This window comes from Lysinibacillus sp. FSL M8-0355, from assembly GCF_038008985.1.
Taxonomy (GTDB): domain Bacteria; phylum Bacillota; class Bacilli; order Bacillales_A; family Planococcaceae; genus Lysinibacillus; species Lysinibacillus fusiformis_D.
Genome location: NZ_JBBPAI010000001.1, coordinates 426,592 through 447,720 on the forward strand (window position 1 = coordinate 426,592; position 21,129 = coordinate 447,720).

A 21,129-nucleotide genomic window follows, 5' to 3' on the forward strand; every position below is an offset into this window, starting at 1 on the left:
ATTCTGTTTTTTGAAGTAAAATTCTGATTAATAGTGGGTATTTATATATTTTGTTGCCAGTTTATTTTTATTCTTGCTACAATAGGGCAATAGTCTGACACAGGAACGGAGTAAAAGATGAATATTTCAGTGATGACAGTGTCTTTTCCATTAGATGGAGAAACATTGAAAGAAGTAAAACTATTATGTGAAGAAGCAACCATTCATGATTATCGAGTATATGAAACCATTATGAGTGTACCAATGGCTAGCTCTTTTGAGTCAAAGGGCTTTATGGTACTAGCATATGAGGATGAACAGGATCTGTTAGTAGGTGCTGCTAGTGCCATTGATTTGATGGGACTCCATACATATGAATGGTCATTAGTAGTGACACCTGCATATCGACAGAAGGGTATTGGAGCTGCATTAGTTGAGGGTGTACAAGTTGGTTTAGCAGATAGAGGAGCGGAGGGTCAATTAGCTGTAGTAATTGATGGCTCTCCTTATGGACATGCATTTATTGAAAATAAAGGTTATGCTTATAGCTTTTCAGAAGCAACATTAGAAACAAAAGCTGAACCAGTAACATTACAAACGGATATTAGTATTCAACCTTATGCTGGTGAGCAGGGGGAATTGATTGCCATCTATAGTGAAGCTTTTGGTGATTTACCCGAAGAATCAGAGGAACTCATTGCCTTTAATACATCTACAAATGGACGAAAGCTTTGGGTTGCTTATCGAGATGGCCTTGTTGTTGGAACTGTGACGACTGCTCAGGAAAATGAAATCCAATGGGTAACAGCACTTGCTGTTCATCCAAATTGTGAGGGACAAGGTGTTGGAACAGCATTGCTTTCTTTTTCAAAGGATTACGCGAGCAAAGTTGGTGCGAAATTTGTTATGCTTGATGTAGAAATTGACAATAAAAAAGCATTGTCTGTCTATGAAAGGGCAGGTTTTATGAAGGCACAGCAAATCGATTATTATGTAAAACAGTAGGAAAAAGAGGCGAGGAGTGGTATTTAATATCAACTCCTCGCCCGTTTTTTATCATAATTACCTACTATCTTCATATAGTATTAATAAGCTTTAAGAAAGGAGTCGTGATCATGCGCATGCCAGCATTGCCAAAAAAGAAGTCTCCTCCAAAGGAAGCCCCTAGATCATGGTGGAAAGTAGTTAAAGCTTATTTATCGAAAGGGAAGTTTTATCGATTGCCGCCAAGAAACTGATGATGAATGAAAAAGTCGCCTTCTAGCGACTTTTTAATTTTCTAATAAAAATGTATTTTTGGATGGGCCAATTAAATAGAGTTCATGCATTGCTCGTGTGAGAGCTACATACAGTAGTTTCCGATCAATTATTGTATCGTAAAAGGGTGTTTCAAAGGCAGCTACAATGACGGCATCAAACTCAAGCCCTTTAGCAAGATGACTTGGTACAACAAGCAACATTTCCTGATTAATCGATTCATTTTCTGTTAGCAGCTGTGAGGCAATTTTGTTGTCTTTCAATGTATGTTGCATCGAAATGGCTTCAGCAGTAGTTTTGCAAATTAAAGCGATAGACCGATGACCATGTTGACGAATAGCTTCAAAAATCTCTTTAATTTTTAAGGTATCAAATTGATCTGCTTGAATAAAACTTGGCACATTACCGTGACGAACAACTGGCTCAACCAGCGGTAGCTGCTCATTCATTTGCGCTAAAATTTGATTAGCGACTTCCATAATTTCAATGGTTGTTCGATAGCTTTTTTGCAATGTTCGGAAGCTTGCACGAGGAAATAAACTTTGGACAGGTTCCCAGGCAGTTAATGAGCGATAGCTATGAATTCCTTGAGCTAAATCGCCAACCATTGTAAACATGTCTGTATCAAGACCTGTTTTTAAAGCAGCAAGCTGAAACAAACTATAATCTTGTACTTCATCGATAAAGACAACACGCATTTTCCATTCATCTGGGATGCCTTTTAGACGTGCTTGTAAATAGTATAGTGCGGCTAAATCTTCGAGTGCCCATTGTTCTTTACGATGTGCCTGCAAAAATTGCTGTTGTTCAAGATAATGCCATTCAGGAGCTAGCTCTGTTAAAAGTTTGGCGTCGGTAAGAAGGGTGCGATAAAGTGTTTTAATGTTATGTTTAGGAAAGCGACGCATATAGGCAGTTGCAGTTGTTTTCGTTTCTTTTTCTATTGCTGGAATTCGTTCGTCGCGTTCATCGATAAATTTTGTGACAACACGTCGACGCTTTTCATCATCCCGTATACCATTTAAGGCTTTACCCAATGCTTCATCATATTTTTTATGGAGTGTAGCTAAGACAGCCTGTTTTTTTTGGCGGACATGGCTAGCTAACACCTTTTTTATATGTGCAAGGCGTTTTTCAATTGGCATATAAGAAAACTCATATAAAAACAGTTTCTTTAGATGAGCAGCTCGCATAATACAGTATTTTTCAATATAAACATCTTCGAATTGTTGCGCGATTTCTTGCTCCAGCTTCTGGATATAGCGCTCAATGACATCACGATAATAAAGTGAACCTTTCACTTCAGCGATCCACGCAGTAGGCTGATGATTTCCACCAGCAACGAGCAATTCTAATTGCTCATTTGGATTTTGAAGCTTTAATTTTAATTTAGTGGCAGCAAGAACGTAGTCTGTAAAAGTAGTTTGGCATATTTTATCGACACCAAGCTCTGGTAAAACATCACCTATATAATCAATAAATAGCTTATTCGGTGCTAAAATCATGAGCTGTTCAGGATTAAAATGCTCGCCCATTGTGTAGAGGAAATAAGATATTCGGTGGAGAGCGATAGTTGTTTTTCCACTACCTGCTGCACCTTGTACAATAATTGGTTGACGAAGATGTGCTCGAATAATTTCATTTTGTTCCTTTTGGATTGTCGAGACAATTTCAGTTAAACGAACATCTGCTTTCCCAGCCAATGCTTCTTGTAGGAGTTCATCGTTTGTTGTTAGATCAATATCCCGTATATCGAGTAATTCGCCGTTCTCGATCTTATATTGTCTTTTAGCAAAGAGATGTCCTTTATGAACTTCTCCACGGACATCGTACTCCATATCACCAAGACGTCCATCATAATAAACATTGGCTACGGGTGAGCGCCAGTCAACAATAATGGGTTCATGGGTTTCACGATGAAATAGTGAGGTTTTCCCAATATAAAGGAATTCTTCAGGATCACCTGTCTTTTGGAAATGGATTCGGGCAAAATAGGGCTTTTTCCGAACGGCTTCTAGACCTTCTTTTTGATTACGAGCCATTTCAAAGAATCTGGCGTTTGTTAAGATATTTAAATAACTTAAACTCGAATCTAAGTAATCAAGGTCAGCCATGGACTTGCGGATATTTTCTTGAGCGGATTGTAGATCTCGTTGTGATTCGTCTAATATTTGTTGCATATAACTTTGGGTATAGGTTAACCGCTCTACCTCAGCCTGAAAATCCGGATGTTGTACAGTCATTTTTAGCACCTCCTAGGTACTTACAATTTCAAAGTAGATTATCATACTACTATATATAATATTTACCATCAAGTGAAAGCTAAATAGTTAATTATGCTACTATTACATTGGGGTTGGAAAGTTTTTCTTTAAATGATAATAGAGGAGGTTAATGATTTTGGACATTTTTGCACATAGAGGTGTTTCGATAAACTATCCAGAAAACACGATGGCAGCCTTTCAAGCAGCATCAAAGCTTCCTATAGCAGGGATAGAGCTGGATGTTCATTTAACCGCAGATAAAGAGGTAGTGGTCATTCATGATGAAACCATTAATCGTACCTCCAATGGTTCAGGCTATGTAAAAGATTTTACATTACAGCAATTGCGTACATTTGACTTTGGTTCGTGGTTTTCTCCAGAGTTCGGAGATGAAACAATCCCTACGTTAGGGGAAGTGTTAGAGCTTTTTGCAGGTACCAACCATCGTATTAATATTGAACTGAAAACAGATATTATTTCATATGAAGGGATTGAAGCGCTCGTACTCAAAGAAGTGGCTGCACAGCAAATGACTGAAAGAGTAATCATTTCATCTTTTAATCATGAATCATTGCAAACAGTATCAAAAATAGCACCTTATATAGAAAGTGCGGCGCTGTTTGCAGAAGTGTTAGTAGATTTTACTTCTTACATTGCTCTTATTCCAGCTAAAGCGTTACATGTAAGTTTACCAACGTCATTTCGTAAATCAGTCAAACTAGCTCTCGCTGAAGGAGCAACTGTCCGTGTGTATACTGTTAATGATCAACGTGATGCTCGCTATTTACAGCAACTAGGTATACAGGCGATATTTACTGATGACCCAGAGAAAATATTACAGGCCCTTAATTAGAGCAAGGAAGGGGCTAGGAGACAAAAAGCTTCCGTGGAATAAGTAGCATTTTTGTAATACCCACGGAAAGCGACGTCTTCTAGAAGATCCGTTCTACCATTTCGCACGATGTTCTTCAATACATCCGAGCATTTGTTGAATAACAAGTGTTTCACCATTGTCGAGTAAAATGGAGCCATCGTAATAGCCAAATAGTTGATGTACCTCCGATTTAACTAATTTGGCATTAGTTTGAGCAACACGTTCAAAAAAAGGGGAGAAGGTTAATGAAACCTGATTAGAAAATTTCGTTTTTACTTTCCAACGTTGCATATAGTCTCCAGAATCATATTGAAACAAAAGATCCTCATGTATTTTGGTCATTTTACCATCAACAAAAACAGCATTTTCAGTCATGCCAGTACCATCTGTCCATTTACCTCCTAAGTTCAGTCCAATCCGTCTTCCTCGAACTCGCTGAGAGGCCATTCCCCAATTCCATAATGCTTGGCGTGGCCATACACCTCGTCCATAATCTAACACTGCAAAATTCTCTTCGGCCGAAAAATTATAACGGCGAGTACCAATTGTGACAACACCTGAAGTTGGGAGTATATGATGCTTGCCTGTAAATTGAAATGTTTTGCGATTCCAAGGGATGACAACATTTAAGGTTTCATCAGTTGGGGGATGTTGGACGATAAGCTTTGCACGTAAAACATCACCATCAAAGTCTGGTATGGACACCGATAGATGCGTTTCATTTTGTATATATAATAGATCAATCATCATTTCGCTATTTTTAAATGAGACGGATTCTAAAACCTGTGTCGGCATTTTTAATTTACCACCGAAGGGAATGGTAATCGTTTTTTCGAAATAGCGCTGTGTTTCATATTCAAGGAAATAAACAAAGCAGACAGCAGCATAATCTAAATGACTAATCGTAGCAGAAAACAAGATTTCGTCACCATAGATACACCAATAGTTCCATTTCTTTTTGCGCATGAGATGGCCGCTTAAATTGCTGTTAATAAGGGGCTTACGTGCAAATCCGATGGCTGCTGGATTTAAATTACCTTTTTTATCGCATAAAAGAGTAGGCTGTAAAATTTCTTTCTCAGCATGCTGCTTCACAATTAACATCCCTTCCAGTCATAAAATAAAATCTGCATTGTATTACTCTTTATTGTAGCAAAAATGTTCTTGAAAATGGAAAGGAACGTGCTGAATATAATTGATTTCAATAAGAATATGAGTAAGGACCTAACTAATAGAAAGTCATGAATAGACATATGATGGCATGAGGAGGGGATGTATGGCAAAAATGTATAACAGGCAGGCTGCAGTTCAATATGCTAATTTATGGTGGAACAGACGCAACCCAGCTTTTCCAAACTTTGATGTAGATTGCACAAACTATATATCTCAATGCTTACTTGCGGGTGGCGCACCAATGCGTGGCGCACCGAGTAGAGATAAAGGTTGGTGGATTCAACAAGGGAATTGGAGCTTTAGCTGGTCTGTGGCTCATTCATTAAGGTGGTATTTAGAGGGATCTACAACTGGATTGAAGGGTAGGCGTGTTCAATCGGCAGAGGAGCTAGAGCTTGGGGATGTCATTTTTTATGATTTTCAAGGAAATGGGAGAATTGATCACTCCGTTATTGTCACAAGTATTCAAAATGGTATTCCCTATGTCAATGCCCATACTTCGGATAGTATTAATCGACCTTATTTTTACGAGGATTCCACTGCCTATACACCGAGTATGACTTACTTTTTCTATCATATAGATGACAGCTTTGCTTAAGAAGAGATAGTTTTAAAGCATATCATTTTGTGATAATGTGAAAGATAGAAGAGACCAACTCTAATATGTTGTCTTATGGTAGAAGGAGAATAGAAATATGAGCGAACAAATTTTATCGGTTAGAGATGCAATTATTCAACGTCGTTCCATTAAAAAGTTTAATGGTCAGCCTGTAGATCGTGAGGATTTGATGGCTATTATCGATGATGCTGTCTGGGCACCAAATCACGGTAACCGTGAGCCTTGGCGTTTAGTAGTAGCCTGTGGAAAGGAATTAGCAGACCTACACCAGCTATTACGCGACCTGACAATTCCAAAATGGCAGGAGCTTTCAAGTGAAGATTTAGCGAAGCAAATGATGAAATTTACATTACCAGGTGGCTATGCTTTTGTAATCGTACCAGAGGATGCTCGTCAAAAAGAACGTTTAGAAGATTATGCAGCTGCAAGTACGTTTATTCAAAATATACAACTGCTTGCGTGGGATAGAGGCATTGGTTCTTGCTGGAAAACGCCAGGCTTCTTAGATAATCCGAAATTCCGTGAAGCTTTAAAGGTTCAGCCAGGTGAGCGTGTCATTGCCATGCTACAAATGGGTTATTTTGATGAAGTACCGAAAGGCAAGGAACGTAAGCAATCAGCTGAAATAGTGACGATTTTTGGTGAATAACCGAAAAAAATCCCTTCACTTTAAAAGTGAGGGGATTTTTTAATGGGACGATATTTATTTTTGTAAATCAGAAACCTCGTATAAGTAATCACTTAACACACGTAAGCCTTTATCGAAGTTTTCTAAATGGAAGTGTTCGTTCGGTGCGTGGAAGTTTTCACTTGATAAGCCGAAGCCCATTAACACCACAGGTAAATCTAAAATTTCATCAAAGGCAGCTACAATAGGGATAGATCCTCCGCCACGTGTGTATGCAGTTGGTACATTATACACTTTTTCATAGGAACGTCCAGCTGCTTGGATAAATGGATGATCGAAAGGTGTTAAGAATGGACGCCCTTTATCAAATTCAGAAATATTGATTTCCACACCAGTAGGTTTATGTTTTTCAACATGGGCTTTTAATAGTGCTACAATTTCGTCAGGCTCTTGATTTGGAACAAGACGGCATGTGATTTTAGCACCAGCTTCCGCAGGTAGAACCGTTTTGATGCCTTCACCAGAGAAGCCACCAAATACACCGTTAACCTCTAGTGTTGGACGAGCCCAAGTGCGTTCTAAATAAGAAAAACCTTGTTCACCGAATAATTCTTTTACGCCAACTTCCTGTTTAACTGATTCCTCATCAAAGCCAAGTGCTAAATAAGCTTCACGTTCTTCTTCTGATAGTGGCAATACTTTATCGTAGAAGCCTTCAACTTGAATCGTTCCATGCTCATCACGGAAGGATGCTAAAATTTCAGCCAATGCATGGATAGCATTTTGGACGCCGCCACCGTAAAGACCAGAGTGTAGATCTCCTTTAGCTCCACGAACATCAATTTGAATGCCTGTTAAGCCACGTAATCCATAGCATACCGCAGGCTTACCAGGACCATAAAGGCCCGTATCAGAAATTAAAATTAAATCTGCTGCGAGTTTTTCCTTATGTTCTTCAACATAAGCAGGTAGATGCGGACTGCCGATTTCTTCTTCGCCTTCATAAATGAATTTGACATTGACTGGTAAAGTCCCTGTTGTTGCAAAGAGTGCCTCAATCATTTTTAAATGCATAAACACTTGTCCTTTATCATCACTCGCTCCACGGGCAAATAATTTATTGTCACGAATCGTAGGATTGAACGGCTCGCTATCCCATAAATTTAATGGATCAACAGGTTGTACATCATAATGACCATAAAATAAAATAGTTGGTTTCCCTTCAGCATGTAACCAATCCGCATAGACAACAGGGTGCCCAGCTGTTTGTGTAATAGAGATATTTTCAAGATTTAGTTTTTCAAACGCATTAGCTAGCCATTGTGCTGCCTGTTGAATATCTTCTTTATGCTCAGATAGAGAACTGATACTTGGAATTCGTAAAAATTCATTCAGTTCATTTAAATGTGCCTCACGATGTTCTGCAAAATAAGCATCTAATTGCTGTAAATTTGTCATCTAGCATCCCTCTTTCCAATATTTCGATAATAGAAATAGTATAACATAATGTGGTAGGGAAGTGCCGTCATATCAGAGCCACTGCTATTTTTATTTGGGAGGAGTTTACTAGTCATTTTCTAAAACTTTTCAATCAAGTTCGAATGATGATATAGAGTAAAGTAGATTGTTAAGAAAAATGTGACAAAGTCTATAAGAGAGAGCTTTGCCACACTTGGGAAACGGTAATATAAACCATTGGAACTATAAAAAGTTCGTCTTATTTTGTTTTCTTATCATTGGCACGCTCGATAAATAAGTCAGTTAGATCGTTCATTTGACCAATAACAGAAATGGGATCTGTAAACCAAAATTTGAAATTATCTATTTCGTACACTTCATTATTTTTAACAACATCTAAACTTTTCCATACAGGAGCCGTTGTAAAGTCGACTTTAGGCGTGTCGGCCGCTCTTGCAACGATAACACGGTCCCCTACAAAGTCTGAAATTTTTTCTGAAGAAATTTGTACCCATGGGGTTTTTATAGTAGTTTCTGCTTTTACAGCTGGCGCCATTTGTAAGCCTAATCCCGTATAAACAGGATACCCTGTATAACCATCGCCATAAATAGTGATGGTTCCTTTACCATCCAGTATATCCATAACAGTTATTGTTTCTTCAGGCTTAATAATACGAGCAATTTTTTGGCGAGCGGTTTGAACTTGTTGTTGATAGTTTTTTTGCCACTCCTGGGCAAGATTTTCTCGATTTAAAATAATACCAAATTCTTTAATGAGTTTAGGTATATTTTCTTCGTATTCAATATAGATGGTAGGTGCAATTTTAGAAAGCTGCTCATACATTTCTTTATTACCTGTAATAATTAAATCAGGTTCTAATGAAAGTACTTTTTCTATAGAGTCTCCGATCACCTCAATTTCTTTTTTATCTTTTTCAGGAATATAAGGGTTTTTTAGCTGTGCTTCATTCGAACCAACTGGTTTGACATCTAAAGCAAGTAAGTAACCTAAATAAAAATCAGTAACAATACGTTGCGGATTTTTTTTATACGTAATATCACCATTGATGGAGTGATAAACCATTGTTTCCTCTGATTCTTTGGTAGTGTCGTTGTTTGTACAAGCTGTTAATAATAAAGCAGCACATAAAACAAATGAAGCTACTATAGTATGGTTCCAATTGAATTTCATTGGTAAAAAGCCTCCTTCATATTGATAACAATTATCATTATATAAAGGTCCTTGATTGAATACATCGGAGGATTTTAGCTCAAAATTAGGATTATTCAACACTAGAGAAGTGGGTAAATATAATCTTTTATATTGGCCAGGCGTTAACCCAGTATGTTTTTTAAATAGGCGAGTAAAGTAAGAAGAATCTTCGTAACCAATTTGCTTCGAAACTTCTTGGATTGAATGATGTGTTTCAACTAAAAGCCGCTTTGCATGTTTGATACGAGTATGTAATAAATAATCAATTAGACCATAACCAGTTTGATATTTAAATTGTTTAGAAAGATAAGATACACTGTAATTCATTTTTTCTGCAATTGTATGACGCGATAAATTTTCATGAAAATGCTTATTTATATAATCTAATGTTTGAGAGGTTAACTGTTCCTCATGCAATCTATTTGAATCTAGTGTATACATTTCATAGATTAATTCTGCTAAGTATAATTTTGTCTTATATTTACTAGCATCAGTGTGCATTTCCCATTGTGTGTTTATGTTATCCATTAATGTTAACCAATGCTTCGGTGCATCATAAAAAATGAGAGGCTCTAAGGGCTCAGATATTGTGTTATCAAAAGAAACATTACAATAGATCCATAGACATTCTGAAGATGGTTCCTGCGTGACATGTATGTTTATAGGGTCACGAACAATCAAAAAGATGTTTTTATGGTGTAAAAGGGGAGTATGATGCAATTCCCATTCGCCGGACCCTTGAGCAATAAAACCGAAAATACAGTTACAAGTAATGACAGGCATTAACTGTGGATTTTTAGATATATGTATAATGGTTAATTTTGCCGAGTCCCAATCTGCTAAAGTAAGGTTTTTCAATTGATGGTTCACTTCTTTCAATAGGTTATATTACGATAATACAATTAATGATAATGATTCTCAAATAGATGCTTGTATCGTAGAAGTGAAAATTTTCTTAAAAACATACGAAAAAAAGTAAACTGCATTCAAATGATTAGATTGACTCTAATCATTTGAAGTGCAGTTATGCAAGATGTTTCTATTTAATTAGACATATAGCGTTGTATAATTTTCTCATTTTTTTCAGCGAAGCGGTCATTGTGAGAGGATACACCAGCCATATCGACTCCGGTAGGATCTAAATATAGCTTCGCACTATTAACGGCTAGAATGGCATCATTAAACGCACCAGCTATCAGGCGAACCTTACTAGGGTGAGTAATAAAATCACCAGCACCAAATATGCCTGGAATACTTGTGTGCATTTTAGGCGAAACAGATATACCATATTCTTCACATTCAAAGCCCCATTCCATAATAGGACCGTAGAAGGATCGTTCAAAGCCGTGATTAACAATTATTTCATCGACTTCAAATTGTGTGCTCTCACCAGATGTAACATGTTGGACAGTAACCCGTTCTATTTTGGTGTTGTTGCCGTGCAAACTAGTCACAACATAGGGGACTAGTGATGTGGCAACTTGCTTCATTTGCGAAACAGATGATTCAAACGCTTTGAAATCTTCTCGACGATGAACAACAATGACTTCCTTAGCAATTGGTGCAATGGCAATCGCCCATTCCACAGCAGAGTCACCACCACCTGAAATTAAAACACGTTTATTGGCAAACTTAGATTTATCCGTAACTGTATAGTGTAAATTAGTTAATTCGTAACGATCTGCTCCTTCTATATTTAACTTTTGAATTTTGGTAATACCACGACCTGCTGCTAAAATGACCGTTCTGCTAAAATGACGTTCTCCTGTTTTAGCAATTAACTCAAAAATTTTATCTTCCCGCTGTTCCATGCCAACAATTTCTTGCCCATAAACGATGGTTGGATCAAATGTTTTCGCTTGAGTAATAAGTGCATTTATTATTTCTTCACAGCGAACAGGCTCAACACCACCTACATCCCAAATTAGCTTTTCTGGATACGTTCTCATAAAACCACCGAGCTCATGCTTAATCTCAATAATTTTTGTTCTCATTTCGCGCATCCCACTATAAAATGCGGAATACATGCCAGCTGGTCCACCACCAATAATTGTTACGTCATAAATGTCTTGTTCATTTATTGACATTAGGGCACCAACTTTTCAACAATATAGTCGATTAGTAGTTCTGTGCCAATAGGACCTAGTCCAACTGCATAATCCTTTGTATCTAATGGGAACACGCGACCATTCTGTACAGCCTCCATGGATTGCCATAGCGGACTATCTTCTAAACTCTTCATCGATTCATCACTGCTATAATTTTCTAACACTCTCTTTTCAACGAAAATATAGTCTGGTTTAATTTCTGGTAAGATTTCAAGAGATAACGGTGTAAACCAATCTTCTGAATCTGCTAATTGTTCTGGAATTTTTAATCCTAGCTGACGATAGATTAAACCACTACCTGGTCCCTCTGCTTTAGCGCCCATGAAGCGATACTGTTTTGGTTCAACCCTTAATACCATGACTGTTTTATCGCCAATGGCTTGTTGTAGTTTTTCTTTAGCTTCTGTCACTTTGTTATTGTAAGCAGTCAGGGTTGCTTCAGCTTCTTTTTCTTTCTCAAAAACTTTACCTAATGCAGGAAGTGCTTCTTCTATAGAACCATTGGCATCCACGGCAAGGGTAGGGGCTATTTTACTTAGCTCTTCATATTTTTTAGCATCGATCACATTCCCTTGCACGACAATTAAATCAGGAGCCAATGAAAGTATTTGCTCTAAATTTTCTTCATATTGAGGGGTATTAATCATTTCTACATTATTTTCTTTAAAAAGCTTTGGACGATAGTCAGGCTCTATTTCATCTACCACTAAAACTTTTTGGGGCACAATGTCAATAGATAGTAAAAACTCTGCATAATTAGAGTTAAACACCAACATATTTTTAGGATTTGTCGGGATCGTAACATCGCCGAAAAGTCCTTTAACGGTTTTGGTAGTAGCCGCTGTTTCTTCTGATGACTGTGTGTTTTGATTGTCTTCCGTTGGCTCACTATTACATGCAGCCAAAGCGAAAACCATCATTAGCAATGGTAAGAAAGCATAATATTTTTTAAACATTTCTCTAATCTCCTTTTTTGATAATGATTATCATTTTCAAATGTTAGCAAATTAGAGAAAGAGAAACCATAGAGGATTGTGTTTATTCAATTGGACTTTAGTGTTGTTCTTTAAAAAATTGATAGAGATTTTGTAGAATAATAGGTTTTCCAAAAATACCACAGTTGTTTAGTCCAAGTGACGTATCAACGAAAAGAATGCGATTGTTTTTAACAGCATCTAACATGTTCCATTGATCACTATTTAGTAAGTTTTTCATATTTTCCTCAGAGCTGAAATAATCCATTATTCGTTTTTCTAGCAATAAAAAAGTAGGGTTGGCTTGTAATAAATCTTCTAGTGACAAGTCATTAAAGCTATATTCTTTCCCTTGTAAATTTGGAGGCATAGAAAGAGCGAGTTCGTTATAGAGTAGCCGAGCAATCTCGCATGATCTTTCACCGATATATCGATAACCAAAATGCTCAACCCTTAAATATACTAGCGTAGGTTTTCTTCGTAGAACATTTGCTAAGTCCTGTTTATACTTTTTAACGTTAGTAAGAGATTCGTTAATTAATGAAGCTGCTTGCTCCTCACAGTGAAATAGTGTCCCGAAATAGTTGATTAAGCTCGTCATTTCATTTGGTAATCCACTAATAACAGGAGCAATTTCACGTAATTCATTTTTAATTTGATCATCTAGTATATTGCCAATAATTAATGTAGGCTGTTGGCGTTGAATTTGGTCAATATCAATGATGTAATGCCCCATATCCATAGTATGAATTTGATGGGAGTTAAATAATGCCCGTTGATAACTGGGCACTAGGGAAGCAGTAGTCACTACACTATGAGGGATAATGTTTAGTGCCAGGGCAATCTCTGCATATAGGGGAGATAAAAAGCATATCCGCTGCTGAGCAATTGATTTTATATAATTTTTTGGAGAGACGCCAACTATTGCTTTAAATCGTCTACTAAAATAATGGGCATCTTCAAAGCCGACATTTTTAGCAATGTCCTGTGAGCGTGCTGAAGTAGTGAGTAAAGCCTCCTGTGCACGATAAATGCGATAAGTTGCTAGATATTCTGATAAAGATAAGCCATATTGCTCCTTAAATTTTCGAGAAAAGTGCCATGGACTAATACCGATACTATTAGCTAGTTGTTCTCTTGTAATCAATTCATTGTAATGGTTATGTATATATTCAATTGATAGTTGTAATTTATTTTCGACCGTGAGTTTTTCGTTATTTTGCGGCTGATATACATGTTTTAGTAAGGTGTATAAAATATATTGATTCATAATGATGGAAGCGTTTGAAGTATGATCTATAGGCTCCATTAAATCACGGCTAATCGTAGCCAATACTACCTCAGGAATTTTGGTCATTTGGGATTCATTTTCAAGAATAGGTTGCCGTACACTAAGGGTATGAGTAGTAAGGTCATATATGTCAAAATAAATAATCCATCCGGCTAATGCATAATTGCTATTGTCCAGTATCTCGACAACAGAATTTTTCTCAACGGCTAATAAATTGCCTAGGTGTACATGTTGTACCCGACCATTTATACTCCATGAAGCTTGCCCATCTGTAATTAAAATGAGTGCATTATTTGTCATAACATGGACAGTCCTACCTTTTATCCATCCATTCGTAATACGGTGTGTAGCTTGCCATTGCGCAAACCAAGATTGATGTGATTGATACATAGGAACACCTCTTCAATGTAAAGTATAGCTATGTATTAGAATAACAAATATTGTGCGAGTAGGAATATAAGAGTGCGATATCTTATAGTAAATAAAAAAAATCTGATTTCTAGAAAACATTGAAATCAGATCTTACTAAAATTAATGAGCAGTATAACCGCCATCAACAAGAAGCGTTGTACCATTGACAAAGCTTGCGTCGTCGCTTGCTAAGAAGAGAACAGCTTTTGCAATTTCTTCTGGTTTACCAAGGCGACCTTGTGGATGAAGTGACGCTAAATATTCTTTCTTTTGCGCATCGACTTCAGCTAGTAGAGGTGTGTCGATATAGCCAGGACATACTGCATTTACGCGAATGCCTTGTTTAGCGTAAGCTGTACATAGATTTTGCGTTAATAATTTTACGCCACCCTTTGCAGAGGAGTAGGCTGTAGGGTTTGGCAAGGCAACAAAGCTATGAATAGAGCCAGCGTTGACAATAACACCACCAGTTCCCTGTGCAAGAAACTGTTCAATGGCATATTTATCAGAAAGAAATACACCTGATAAATTAATATCAATCGTTCTTTTCCATTTTTCGAAAGAAAGCTCATGTGCTGGTGCATCGTCAGCTACGCCCGCATTGGCATACATAATATCAAGTTTACCGTAGTTAGTAACGGTTTCCTTAATCATGTTTTGAATATCTTCTTCGCTAGTTACATCTGTTTTTACGAAGAGTGTATCAAAACCATTGGTATTTAATTCGTCAGAAACAATTTGTCCACGATCTGAAAAATCGGCGATAACTACTTTAGCGCCTTCTTGTACAAAGAGACGAACTGTGGCTTCACCGATACCACTAGCCCCACCTGTAACGATTGCTACTTTATCTTTTAGTTTCATTTCAATGACCACCTTTATTGTTATTTTGCTGTTGCTCCGCCATCAATGACGAATTCTGCACCTGTTGAGAACGAAGATTCATCAGAAGCTAAAAATAATACGGTTTGCGCGACTTCTTTAACAGAGCCTAAACGTCCTAATGGGAATAAATTTTTTCCTAATTCATCTTTAGTGCTTCCAGTTGTTGCTGATGCATAGTCTGCCATACCTGTATCAATATAGCCAGGATGGATCGAATTGACGCGTACGCCATATGGAGCATATTCCATTGCAGCATCTTTTGTCATAATGCGAACGGCACCTTTACTTGCTCCGTATAATACGTGTCCAGCAGCTCCTGTTAAGCCAGCGATGGAAGAGGCATTAATAACTGAGCCCTTATTATGTTTAGCCATAAGTGGCATAATATATTTCATACCTAGGAAGACACCAGTCACATTGATGGACATTAAGCGATTCCAATCAGAAAGCTCGATTTCTGCAAGTGGTTTAATGATATAGATACCTGCATTATTGAAAAGAATATCTACTTTGTTAAATGTTTTGATTGTTTCATCTGCGACCTTTTTCCAGTCTTCCTCATTGCCAACATCATGATGTACAAATAATGCTTCACCGCCAATTGCTTGGATATCGCGAATAGTGTCGTTACCAGATTGTTCATTTATATCAGTAATAACTACTTTTGCTCCTTCTTTAGCAAATAATAGTGCCGTTTCTTTCCCGATTCCTGTACCTCCACCTGTAATAATGGCTACTTTATTTTCCAGTCTCATTTCAAGCACGCACCTTTCATTATTTCTGGTTATATGGTTACCTTGGGATTCAAAAGTATTCGCATTGTTTAGCGATACTTTCATCTTACTCTTTTCAATTTGAAATACTATCCTATAAGATGCTGTATAATATAGTGAGTGAATATCCTCCATTTATAGGGTATCGTTAGTGTGAAGGAGAAGAATTTCCTATGACGCATCCATTTCAGTCAATTGAAGAAGTTACATTACAAGAGTTTGTGTTATTTATTAAAATTCATCATCAACAAATTGAAGAAAATACCAATATTTACCTCAATTTAGAACCTTCTATAGCCGAAGAAGATCGAAAAAGGGCAGCGATGCTACTGGATTCATTTTTGCGTTTGATGACATATACGAACATTGATGAACTAAATGATGGTGATAAGTCTTTTTTTAATACGTGGCTTCAGGCACAGTTATCTATAATTGATCGGAAGAGCTTTAATTTATTCCAATTAATTTTTGAGAAATCATTGATTACCTTTATGATTCAACAAAAGAGTAGCCGAACGAATGCCATCTTAATGTATGTATTATCGTTATTTACGTTTCTCGTACAGCTTTACGATGACTGTGAGGGAGATGACAAGAGGAGTAACAGATCTACTGAAAATCAAGAGTTGCGGTATTTACAGTTATTAGATAAGCTAGATAAATTGCTGATCAGTTCCTCAGGCTATCAGGATTTAGCCTATATTTTAAAAAAATGTGAAGAGTATTTTAGTTATAAAAGATGCGTATTTTATGCATATGTTCCATGGTCCAACCAATTTTACGGGGTTATTGGGGCGGAACTTCCTAAAGTGCAAAGTATGAAAGGGCAATTGAATGGGGAAAACGCTATACTTAGTTCAAGAAAACCTATTTATTTGAAAAATCCTAAAAATTACGTAAAAGAGGAGCATATTCAATTATTTAATTTATCCTCCATCATCTTTATTCCTATTATGAGGCGAGACCAATTATTTGGATGGCTAACATTTGATCAGCTAGGCCAGGAATTTGATTGTACAAAGGAAGAATTATCACTTCTTGAAGAAGTAGGGAAGCGTCTAGGTTTATTTTTATCACGTAAGGGCGAGAAGGTAGAAAAAAACACAGAGCTTCATTTAACAGAAAGGGAGTCGATGATTCTTGGCTTGCTTGCTGAAGGATATGATAATAAAAAAATTGGTGGTTTATTATTTTTAAGTGAGCATACGGTCAGGGATTATGTTAGCAGTCTCATGACAAAGCTTAAAGCAAAGAACCGTACACAGGTTGTTGCCTCCGCCTTTCGTCTAGGGCTGTTAAGCTAGCAAAAATGCACTTCTGCTGGGAGTGCTTTTTTGTGTCTTTATAAACCGATAAATGCATCTTGAATTTTCTGATAATAAACGCTATTTAAAATAGGGAAGTATTGTTATAAAGTGATTTTTAGTAGGAGAAGTAATATAGTAGTAAAACAATTTTTACGAATATTACAAGTAAAAGTGATTAAGCTTACACGATTGTAATGAAATTGAAAGCCAATGCGATAGAGTGTAATACATTATTTTGCGAGAATGTGTATAGAAGCAAGAACAAGAAGCGGAGGCATACACAATGAATGAAAAATTAGAAGGCGTATACGAGGAATACAATCGTTATATATATCACTTATGTTTGAAACTAACTCGCAATAATGTAGAGGCTGAAGATTTAATGCAAGAAGTATGGGTAAAGGTTGTACGCTATGAAGACAGCGTTGCCGAAGTAGAGCATATTAAAGCTTGGCTGACAACTATTACAATGAATACATTTAGAGATCGCTATCGTAAAAAAGTACGTCGAAGCAAATATATGATGAACCAACCTGAAACATTAGACGTACCGATTTTAGATTTGGTTCCCAATAATGAAATTTCGACGGAAGAAAAAATTGAAAAGGATATTGTAACAAAACTCGTACAGGATAAAATGGAGCAATTAGATGCTATTTATAGAAAGACTTTATGGTATTTCTACATAGACCAATATTCGCTTGCAGAAATCTCTACAATTATGAAGGTTTCCATTGGTACTGTGAAATCTCGTTTATTCCGTGCAAAGGCTCGATTAAAAGAAATGCTCATGTCTGATACAGCAATTGTGGAATCTGTGCTACCAGCATAATAAAAACAGATTGGTCGCACACCACAAGTACTTAGGCGGAAGTATTCGGTCGATTAATCTAAAAAAAAGATGCACTCGCAAATAGTTGCGATGCATCTTTTTAGTTTGTGCTCTTTATTCTGACCGATTAGATTCAACATCTAATAGACATTTTGAAAAAATCGTTCGTAATGTTTGCAGTTCTTCAGCTGTGAGCATACCAAACATATTGTTAATAATTTCACTCACTTGTTGACGCGATTCTTTTAAGATGTTCTCACCCTCTGTAGTAATAACTAGTTGTGAGGCTCGTCGATCTGTGGCATGCTGTGTTTTTTCAATAAAGCCAGCATTAATCAGCTTTGTTGTTAAAACGGTAACACCACCAGTTGTTACTTTTAACCGCTCAGCAATAGCAGAAGGGCGTTTTGGGCCCTCCTGCGATAAGTAGTCTAAAATTAAAATATGGGATTTTGAAAAGCCGAGCACATTATGATTATTCCACTCGTTTGCCCACTTACGCTCAATAGATGAAACGACTTCAAACAACGAGGTAATGGCTTTTTGTTTTTCTTGATCCATAGAGGTCATCTCCAAAACTGTTTTAACTTTCTTGTGCCAATCTTGTCATCGCATTTAATTCGTAAGCACGTACTTTACGTGGGATAAAACGACGGATGTCCATCTCATTGTAACCAACTTGAATACGTTTTTCATCTATTAAAATAGGGCTACGCAACATTCTTGGGTGTGCTTGAATAATAGCGTATAGCTCTTGGATAGAAAGTTGGTCGATGTCGATATTTAAGTTTTTAAAGTCATTTGAGTTTGTTGCAATGATTTCATCTGTACCATCTTCAGTCATGCTTAGAATTTCTTTGAATTCTGCAAGTGTAAGAGGGTGAGATGTGATACGTTTTTCTTTATATTCAATATTGTGATCTTTTAACCATTTAAGTGCTTTTCTGGATGAAGAACAGCTCGCTTGTGAGTAAATTGTAACTGTCATTCTTCATTCCTCGCTTTCTGTATTAGATTATATTTTATAAATAGCTTATCAGTAAGTTATATAGTTTATATATATCTTACTAGTAAGCTATATATAAATCAATAGTTAATTGAAAGAATTTCTCAATCAAATTAATATTTTTTCAATTCTATTTAATTATACGAAGAGAAGAGTAAAAAGTTTCGTTCTTTCTGCTTACAATGATGTAAGTTTCAGCTGATATTACAGATTTTGAAGAGAGGCCAGCGTGGCAACTCAGTGAACCGTTATTACAAGAAGTGACTATTATGTAACTTCTAAAAAAACTGTAGGTAATTGATGACGAATTAATAGGGACTACTAGATGAATATGCTGATCTCGTAGGAGAGCATTAATTGGAAGTAGGAGTAAAATAGTTAGTCCACTGATTATAGTATGTTTAAATGTGGTCAATTATACATAGAAGTTTGAAAAAAATAAAAAAAGCAGTCCCATAACATGTGGGAACTGCTCTTAAAATGAGCTGGTCTTAGCTTTGTTGTCCAGAAGTGAACCAATCTTGAACGTTCCAGACTTTTGTTGCGAGGCCATCATAGAAATCTGGTTCGTGGCTTACCAGTACAATAGTGCCTTTAAATTCTTTCATGGCACGTTTTAATTCATTTTTCGCATCGACATCTAAGTGGTTTGTCGGTTCGTCAAAAAGAAGCCAGTTCGCTTCTTCCATCATTAATTTACATAAACGAACTTTTGCTTGCTCTCCACCAGATAAAGAATTCAATGGACGTGTAATATGGTCGGTTTTTAGACCCGCTCTTGCTAATGCTGCACGTACTTGAGCCTGCTCCATCGAAGGGAAGGCATTCCAAACATCATCAATTGGTGTTATTTTTTCTGCTTTTACTTCTTGTTCAAAGTAAGACGGATACAGGTAATCACCTCGAATGACTTTCCCATCAAGAGGGTTAATTTTACCTAGCATTGTTTTTAATAATGTGGACTTACCCACACCATTCATGCCAACTAGAGCTATCTTTTCTCCTCGTTCAATAGCAAAAGATAGTGGGGGTAGTAATGGCTTGTCTTTATCGTACCCAATGACCAAGTTCTCTGCCTCTACTACATAGCGGCTGGAAGAACGTGCTTCTTTAAATCCGAATTCAGGTTTTACCGCTGTTTCTGGGCGGTCAATTCGCTCTAAACGATCAAGCTGCTTGGCGCGAGATTTTGCACGACCAGTAGTGGAGTAACGTGCTTTATTTTTAGCGATAAAGTCCTCTTGTTTCTTAATGAATTCCTGTTGCTTCTCATAAGCATCAATATGTTGACGTTTATTGATTTCAGCAAGCTCTAGGAATTTTTCGTATGTTGCTGTATAACGAGTTAATTTTGAAAACTCAAGTTGGAAGATGACATCCACCGTTTCATTCATAAATTCTGTATCATGTGAAATTAAGAGGAAGGCGTATGGATAGTTCTTTAAATAGCTTTTCAGCCAAGTAATATGTTCCTCATCGAGATAGTTTGTCGGCTCATCTAGTAAAAGTACTTTTGGTTTTTCTAGTAACAGCTTAGCTAGTAGGACCTTTGTGCGTTGTCCACCAGAAAGTGCAGCTACATCACGTTCTAAGCCAATAGCATCAAGGCCTAGTCCACGTGCAACCTCTTCAATTTTCATATCTAATGAATAGAAATCTCCTGCATCAAGTGCGTCTTGAACCTCTGCCATTTGTTCTAACAGTACTTCTAATTCCTCAGGTGTAGCTTCTGCCATCTTACCTGTAATTTCATTAAGTTCTTCTTCTTTTTTATATAATGGTAAAAAGGCATCACGCAAAACATCACGCATTGTTCTACCAGCAGTCAGTACTGTATGTTGGTCGAGATAACCATAGTGTGTACCAGGAAGCCACTCTACTTTTCCTGTATCGTGAATCGTTTGTCCTGTAATAATGCCCATTAATGTCGATTTACCTACACCATTAGCTCCTACAAGACCAATATGGTCACCTTCTACTAATCGAAATGATACATCTTTAAAGAGTGTACGATCACCGAAAGAATGACCTAAATTTTCAACTGTTAATATTGCCATATATGTTCCTCCAACTGTCC

18 protein-coding genes are annotated in these 21,129 nt (G+C 36.9%); 6 read left to right on the forward strand and 12 right to left on the reverse strand.

Annotation, left to right across the window (positions count from 1 at the left end; genetic code table 11):
* The first annotated feature begins 117 nt into the window (after positions 1-117).
* Positions 118-984: a GNAT family N-acetyltransferase gene (locus MKY46_RS02085; protein WP_036117562.1), complete on the forward strand. Its 867-nt coding sequence runs from the start codon at positions 118-120 to the stop codon at positions 982-984.
* 266 nt (positions 985-1,250) lie between these two features.
* On the opposite strand, the gene helD is transcribed toward MKY46_RS02085, so the two are convergent.
* Positions 1,251-3,479, reverse strand: a complete 2,229-nt coding sequence (helD, locus tag MKY46_RS02090; protein ID WP_036117559.1) for an RNA polymerase recycling motor HelD — start codon at positions 3,477-3,479, stop codon at positions 1,251-1,253.
* A gap of 157 nt (positions 3,480-3,636) precedes the next feature.
* Between helD and MKY46_RS02095 the strand changes: the two genes are divergently transcribed.
* On the forward strand, positions 3,637-4,353 hold the full coding sequence (locus tag MKY46_RS02095) for a glycerophosphodiester phosphodiesterase (protein WP_036117556.1): 717 nt from the start codon (positions 3,637-3,639) through the stop codon (positions 4,351-4,353).
* 93 nt (positions 4,354-4,446) lie between these two features.
* On the opposite strand, the gene MKY46_RS02100 is transcribed toward MKY46_RS02095, so the two are convergent.
* Positions 4,447-5,469, reverse strand: coding sequence for a DUF2804 domain-containing protein (locus tag MKY46_RS02100; RefSeq protein ID WP_036117552.1), 1,023 nt, complete (start codon positions 5,467-5,469; stop codon positions 4,447-4,449).
* 181 nt (positions 5,470-5,650) lie between these two features.
* Between MKY46_RS02100 and MKY46_RS02105 the strand changes: the two genes are divergently transcribed.
* Both MKY46_RS02105 and MKY46_RS02110 read left to right on the forward strand, forming a co-directional pair.
* Positions 5,651-6,145: an amidase domain-containing protein gene (locus MKY46_RS02105; RefSeq protein WP_036117549.1), complete on the forward strand. Its 495-nt coding sequence runs from the start codon at positions 5,651-5,653 to the stop codon at positions 6,143-6,145.
* Between the two features lie 97 nt (positions 6,146-6,242).
* Positions 6,243-6,815, forward strand: coding sequence for a nitroreductase family protein (locus MKY46_RS02110; RefSeq protein ID WP_036117546.1), 573 nt, complete (start codon positions 6,243-6,245; stop codon positions 6,813-6,815).
* A gap of 54 nt (positions 6,816-6,869) precedes the next feature.
* On the opposite strand, the gene MKY46_RS02115 is transcribed toward MKY46_RS02110, so the two are convergent.
* From MKY46_RS02115 to MKY46_RS02145, 7 genes are all read right to left on the reverse strand, one after another.
* Entirely contained in the window at positions 6,870-8,252 is a 1,383-nt protein-coding gene (locus tag MKY46_RS02115) for a dipeptidase (protein ID WP_036117543.1), read from the reverse strand.
* A gap of 259 nt (positions 8,253-8,511) precedes the next feature.
* The gene (locus MKY46_RS02120) at positions 8,512-10,323 is read right to left on the reverse strand and encodes an AraC family transcriptional regulator (protein ID WP_036117541.1); all 1,812 of its coding nucleotides are present in this window, start codon (positions 10,321-10,323) and stop codon (positions 8,512-8,514) included.
* A gap of 185 nt (positions 10,324-10,508) precedes the next feature.
* On the reverse strand, positions 10,509-11,552 hold the full coding sequence (locus tag MKY46_RS02125; RefSeq protein ID WP_170829840.1) for an NAD(P)/FAD-dependent oxidoreductase: 1,044 nt from the start codon (positions 11,550-11,552) through the stop codon (positions 10,509-10,511).
* Entirely contained in the window at positions 11,552-12,529 is a 978-nt protein-coding gene (locus tag MKY46_RS02130) for an ABC transporter substrate-binding protein (RefSeq protein ID WP_036117539.1), read from the reverse strand. The genes MKY46_RS02125 and MKY46_RS02130 overlap by 1 nt, the downstream gene beginning before the upstream one ends.
* Before the next feature lie 97 nt (positions 12,530-12,626).
* Positions 12,627-14,228, reverse strand: coding sequence for a helix-turn-helix domain-containing protein (locus tag MKY46_RS02135; RefSeq protein ID WP_340833663.1), 1,602 nt, complete (start codon positions 14,226-14,228; stop codon positions 12,627-12,629).
* Positions 14,229-14,369: 141 nt separating this feature from the next.
* A complete protein-coding gene (locus MKY46_RS02140; RefSeq protein WP_271912254.1) occupies positions 14,370-15,113 on the reverse strand; it encodes an SDR family NAD(P)-dependent oxidoreductase in 744 nt (247 codons plus the stop codon).
* 20 nt (positions 15,114-15,133) lie between these two features.
* Positions 15,134-15,889: an SDR family NAD(P)-dependent oxidoreductase gene (locus MKY46_RS02145; protein WP_340833665.1), complete on the reverse strand. Its 756-nt coding sequence runs from the start codon at positions 15,887-15,889 to the stop codon at positions 15,134-15,136.
* Positions 15,890-16,080: 191 nt separating this feature from the next.
* Between MKY46_RS02145 and MKY46_RS02150 the strand changes: the two genes are divergently transcribed.
* Both MKY46_RS02150 and MKY46_RS02155 read left to right on the forward strand, forming a co-directional pair.
* Positions 16,081-17,211 carry a LuxR C-terminal-related transcriptional regulator gene (locus MKY46_RS02150; RefSeq protein WP_340833667.1) on the forward strand — a complete coding sequence of 377 codons (1,131 nt, stop codon included), beginning with the start codon at positions 16,081-16,083 and terminating at the stop codon, positions 17,209-17,211.
* A 286-nt stretch (positions 17,212-17,497) separates the two neighbouring features.
* Positions 17,498-18,046, forward strand: coding sequence for an RNA polymerase sigma factor (locus tag MKY46_RS02155; protein WP_036117528.1), 549 nt, complete (start codon positions 17,498-17,500; stop codon positions 18,044-18,046).
* Between the two features lie 114 nt (positions 18,047-18,160).
* On the opposite strand, the gene MKY46_RS02160 is transcribed toward MKY46_RS02155, so the two are convergent.
* The 3 genes from MKY46_RS02160 to MKY46_RS02170 form a co-directional block, all read right to left on the reverse strand.
* Positions 18,161-18,607: a MarR family winged helix-turn-helix transcriptional regulator gene (locus tag MKY46_RS02160; RefSeq protein WP_036117526.1), complete on the reverse strand. Its 447-nt coding sequence runs from the start codon at positions 18,605-18,607 to the stop codon at positions 18,161-18,163.
* Between the two features lie 22 nt (positions 18,608-18,629).
* Positions 18,630-19,034 carry a transcriptional regulator Spx gene (gene spx, locus MKY46_RS02165; protein WP_036117523.1) on the reverse strand — a complete coding sequence of 135 codons (405 nt, stop codon included), beginning with the start codon at positions 19,032-19,034 and terminating at the stop codon, positions 18,630-18,632.
* Between the two features lie 509 nt (positions 19,035-19,543).
* Positions 19,544-21,109, reverse strand: coding sequence for an ABC-F family ATP-binding cassette domain-containing protein (locus tag MKY46_RS02170; protein ID WP_036117522.1), 1,566 nt, complete (start codon positions 21,107-21,109; stop codon positions 19,544-19,546).
* Between the last annotated feature and the right edge of the window lie 20 nt (positions 21,110-21,129).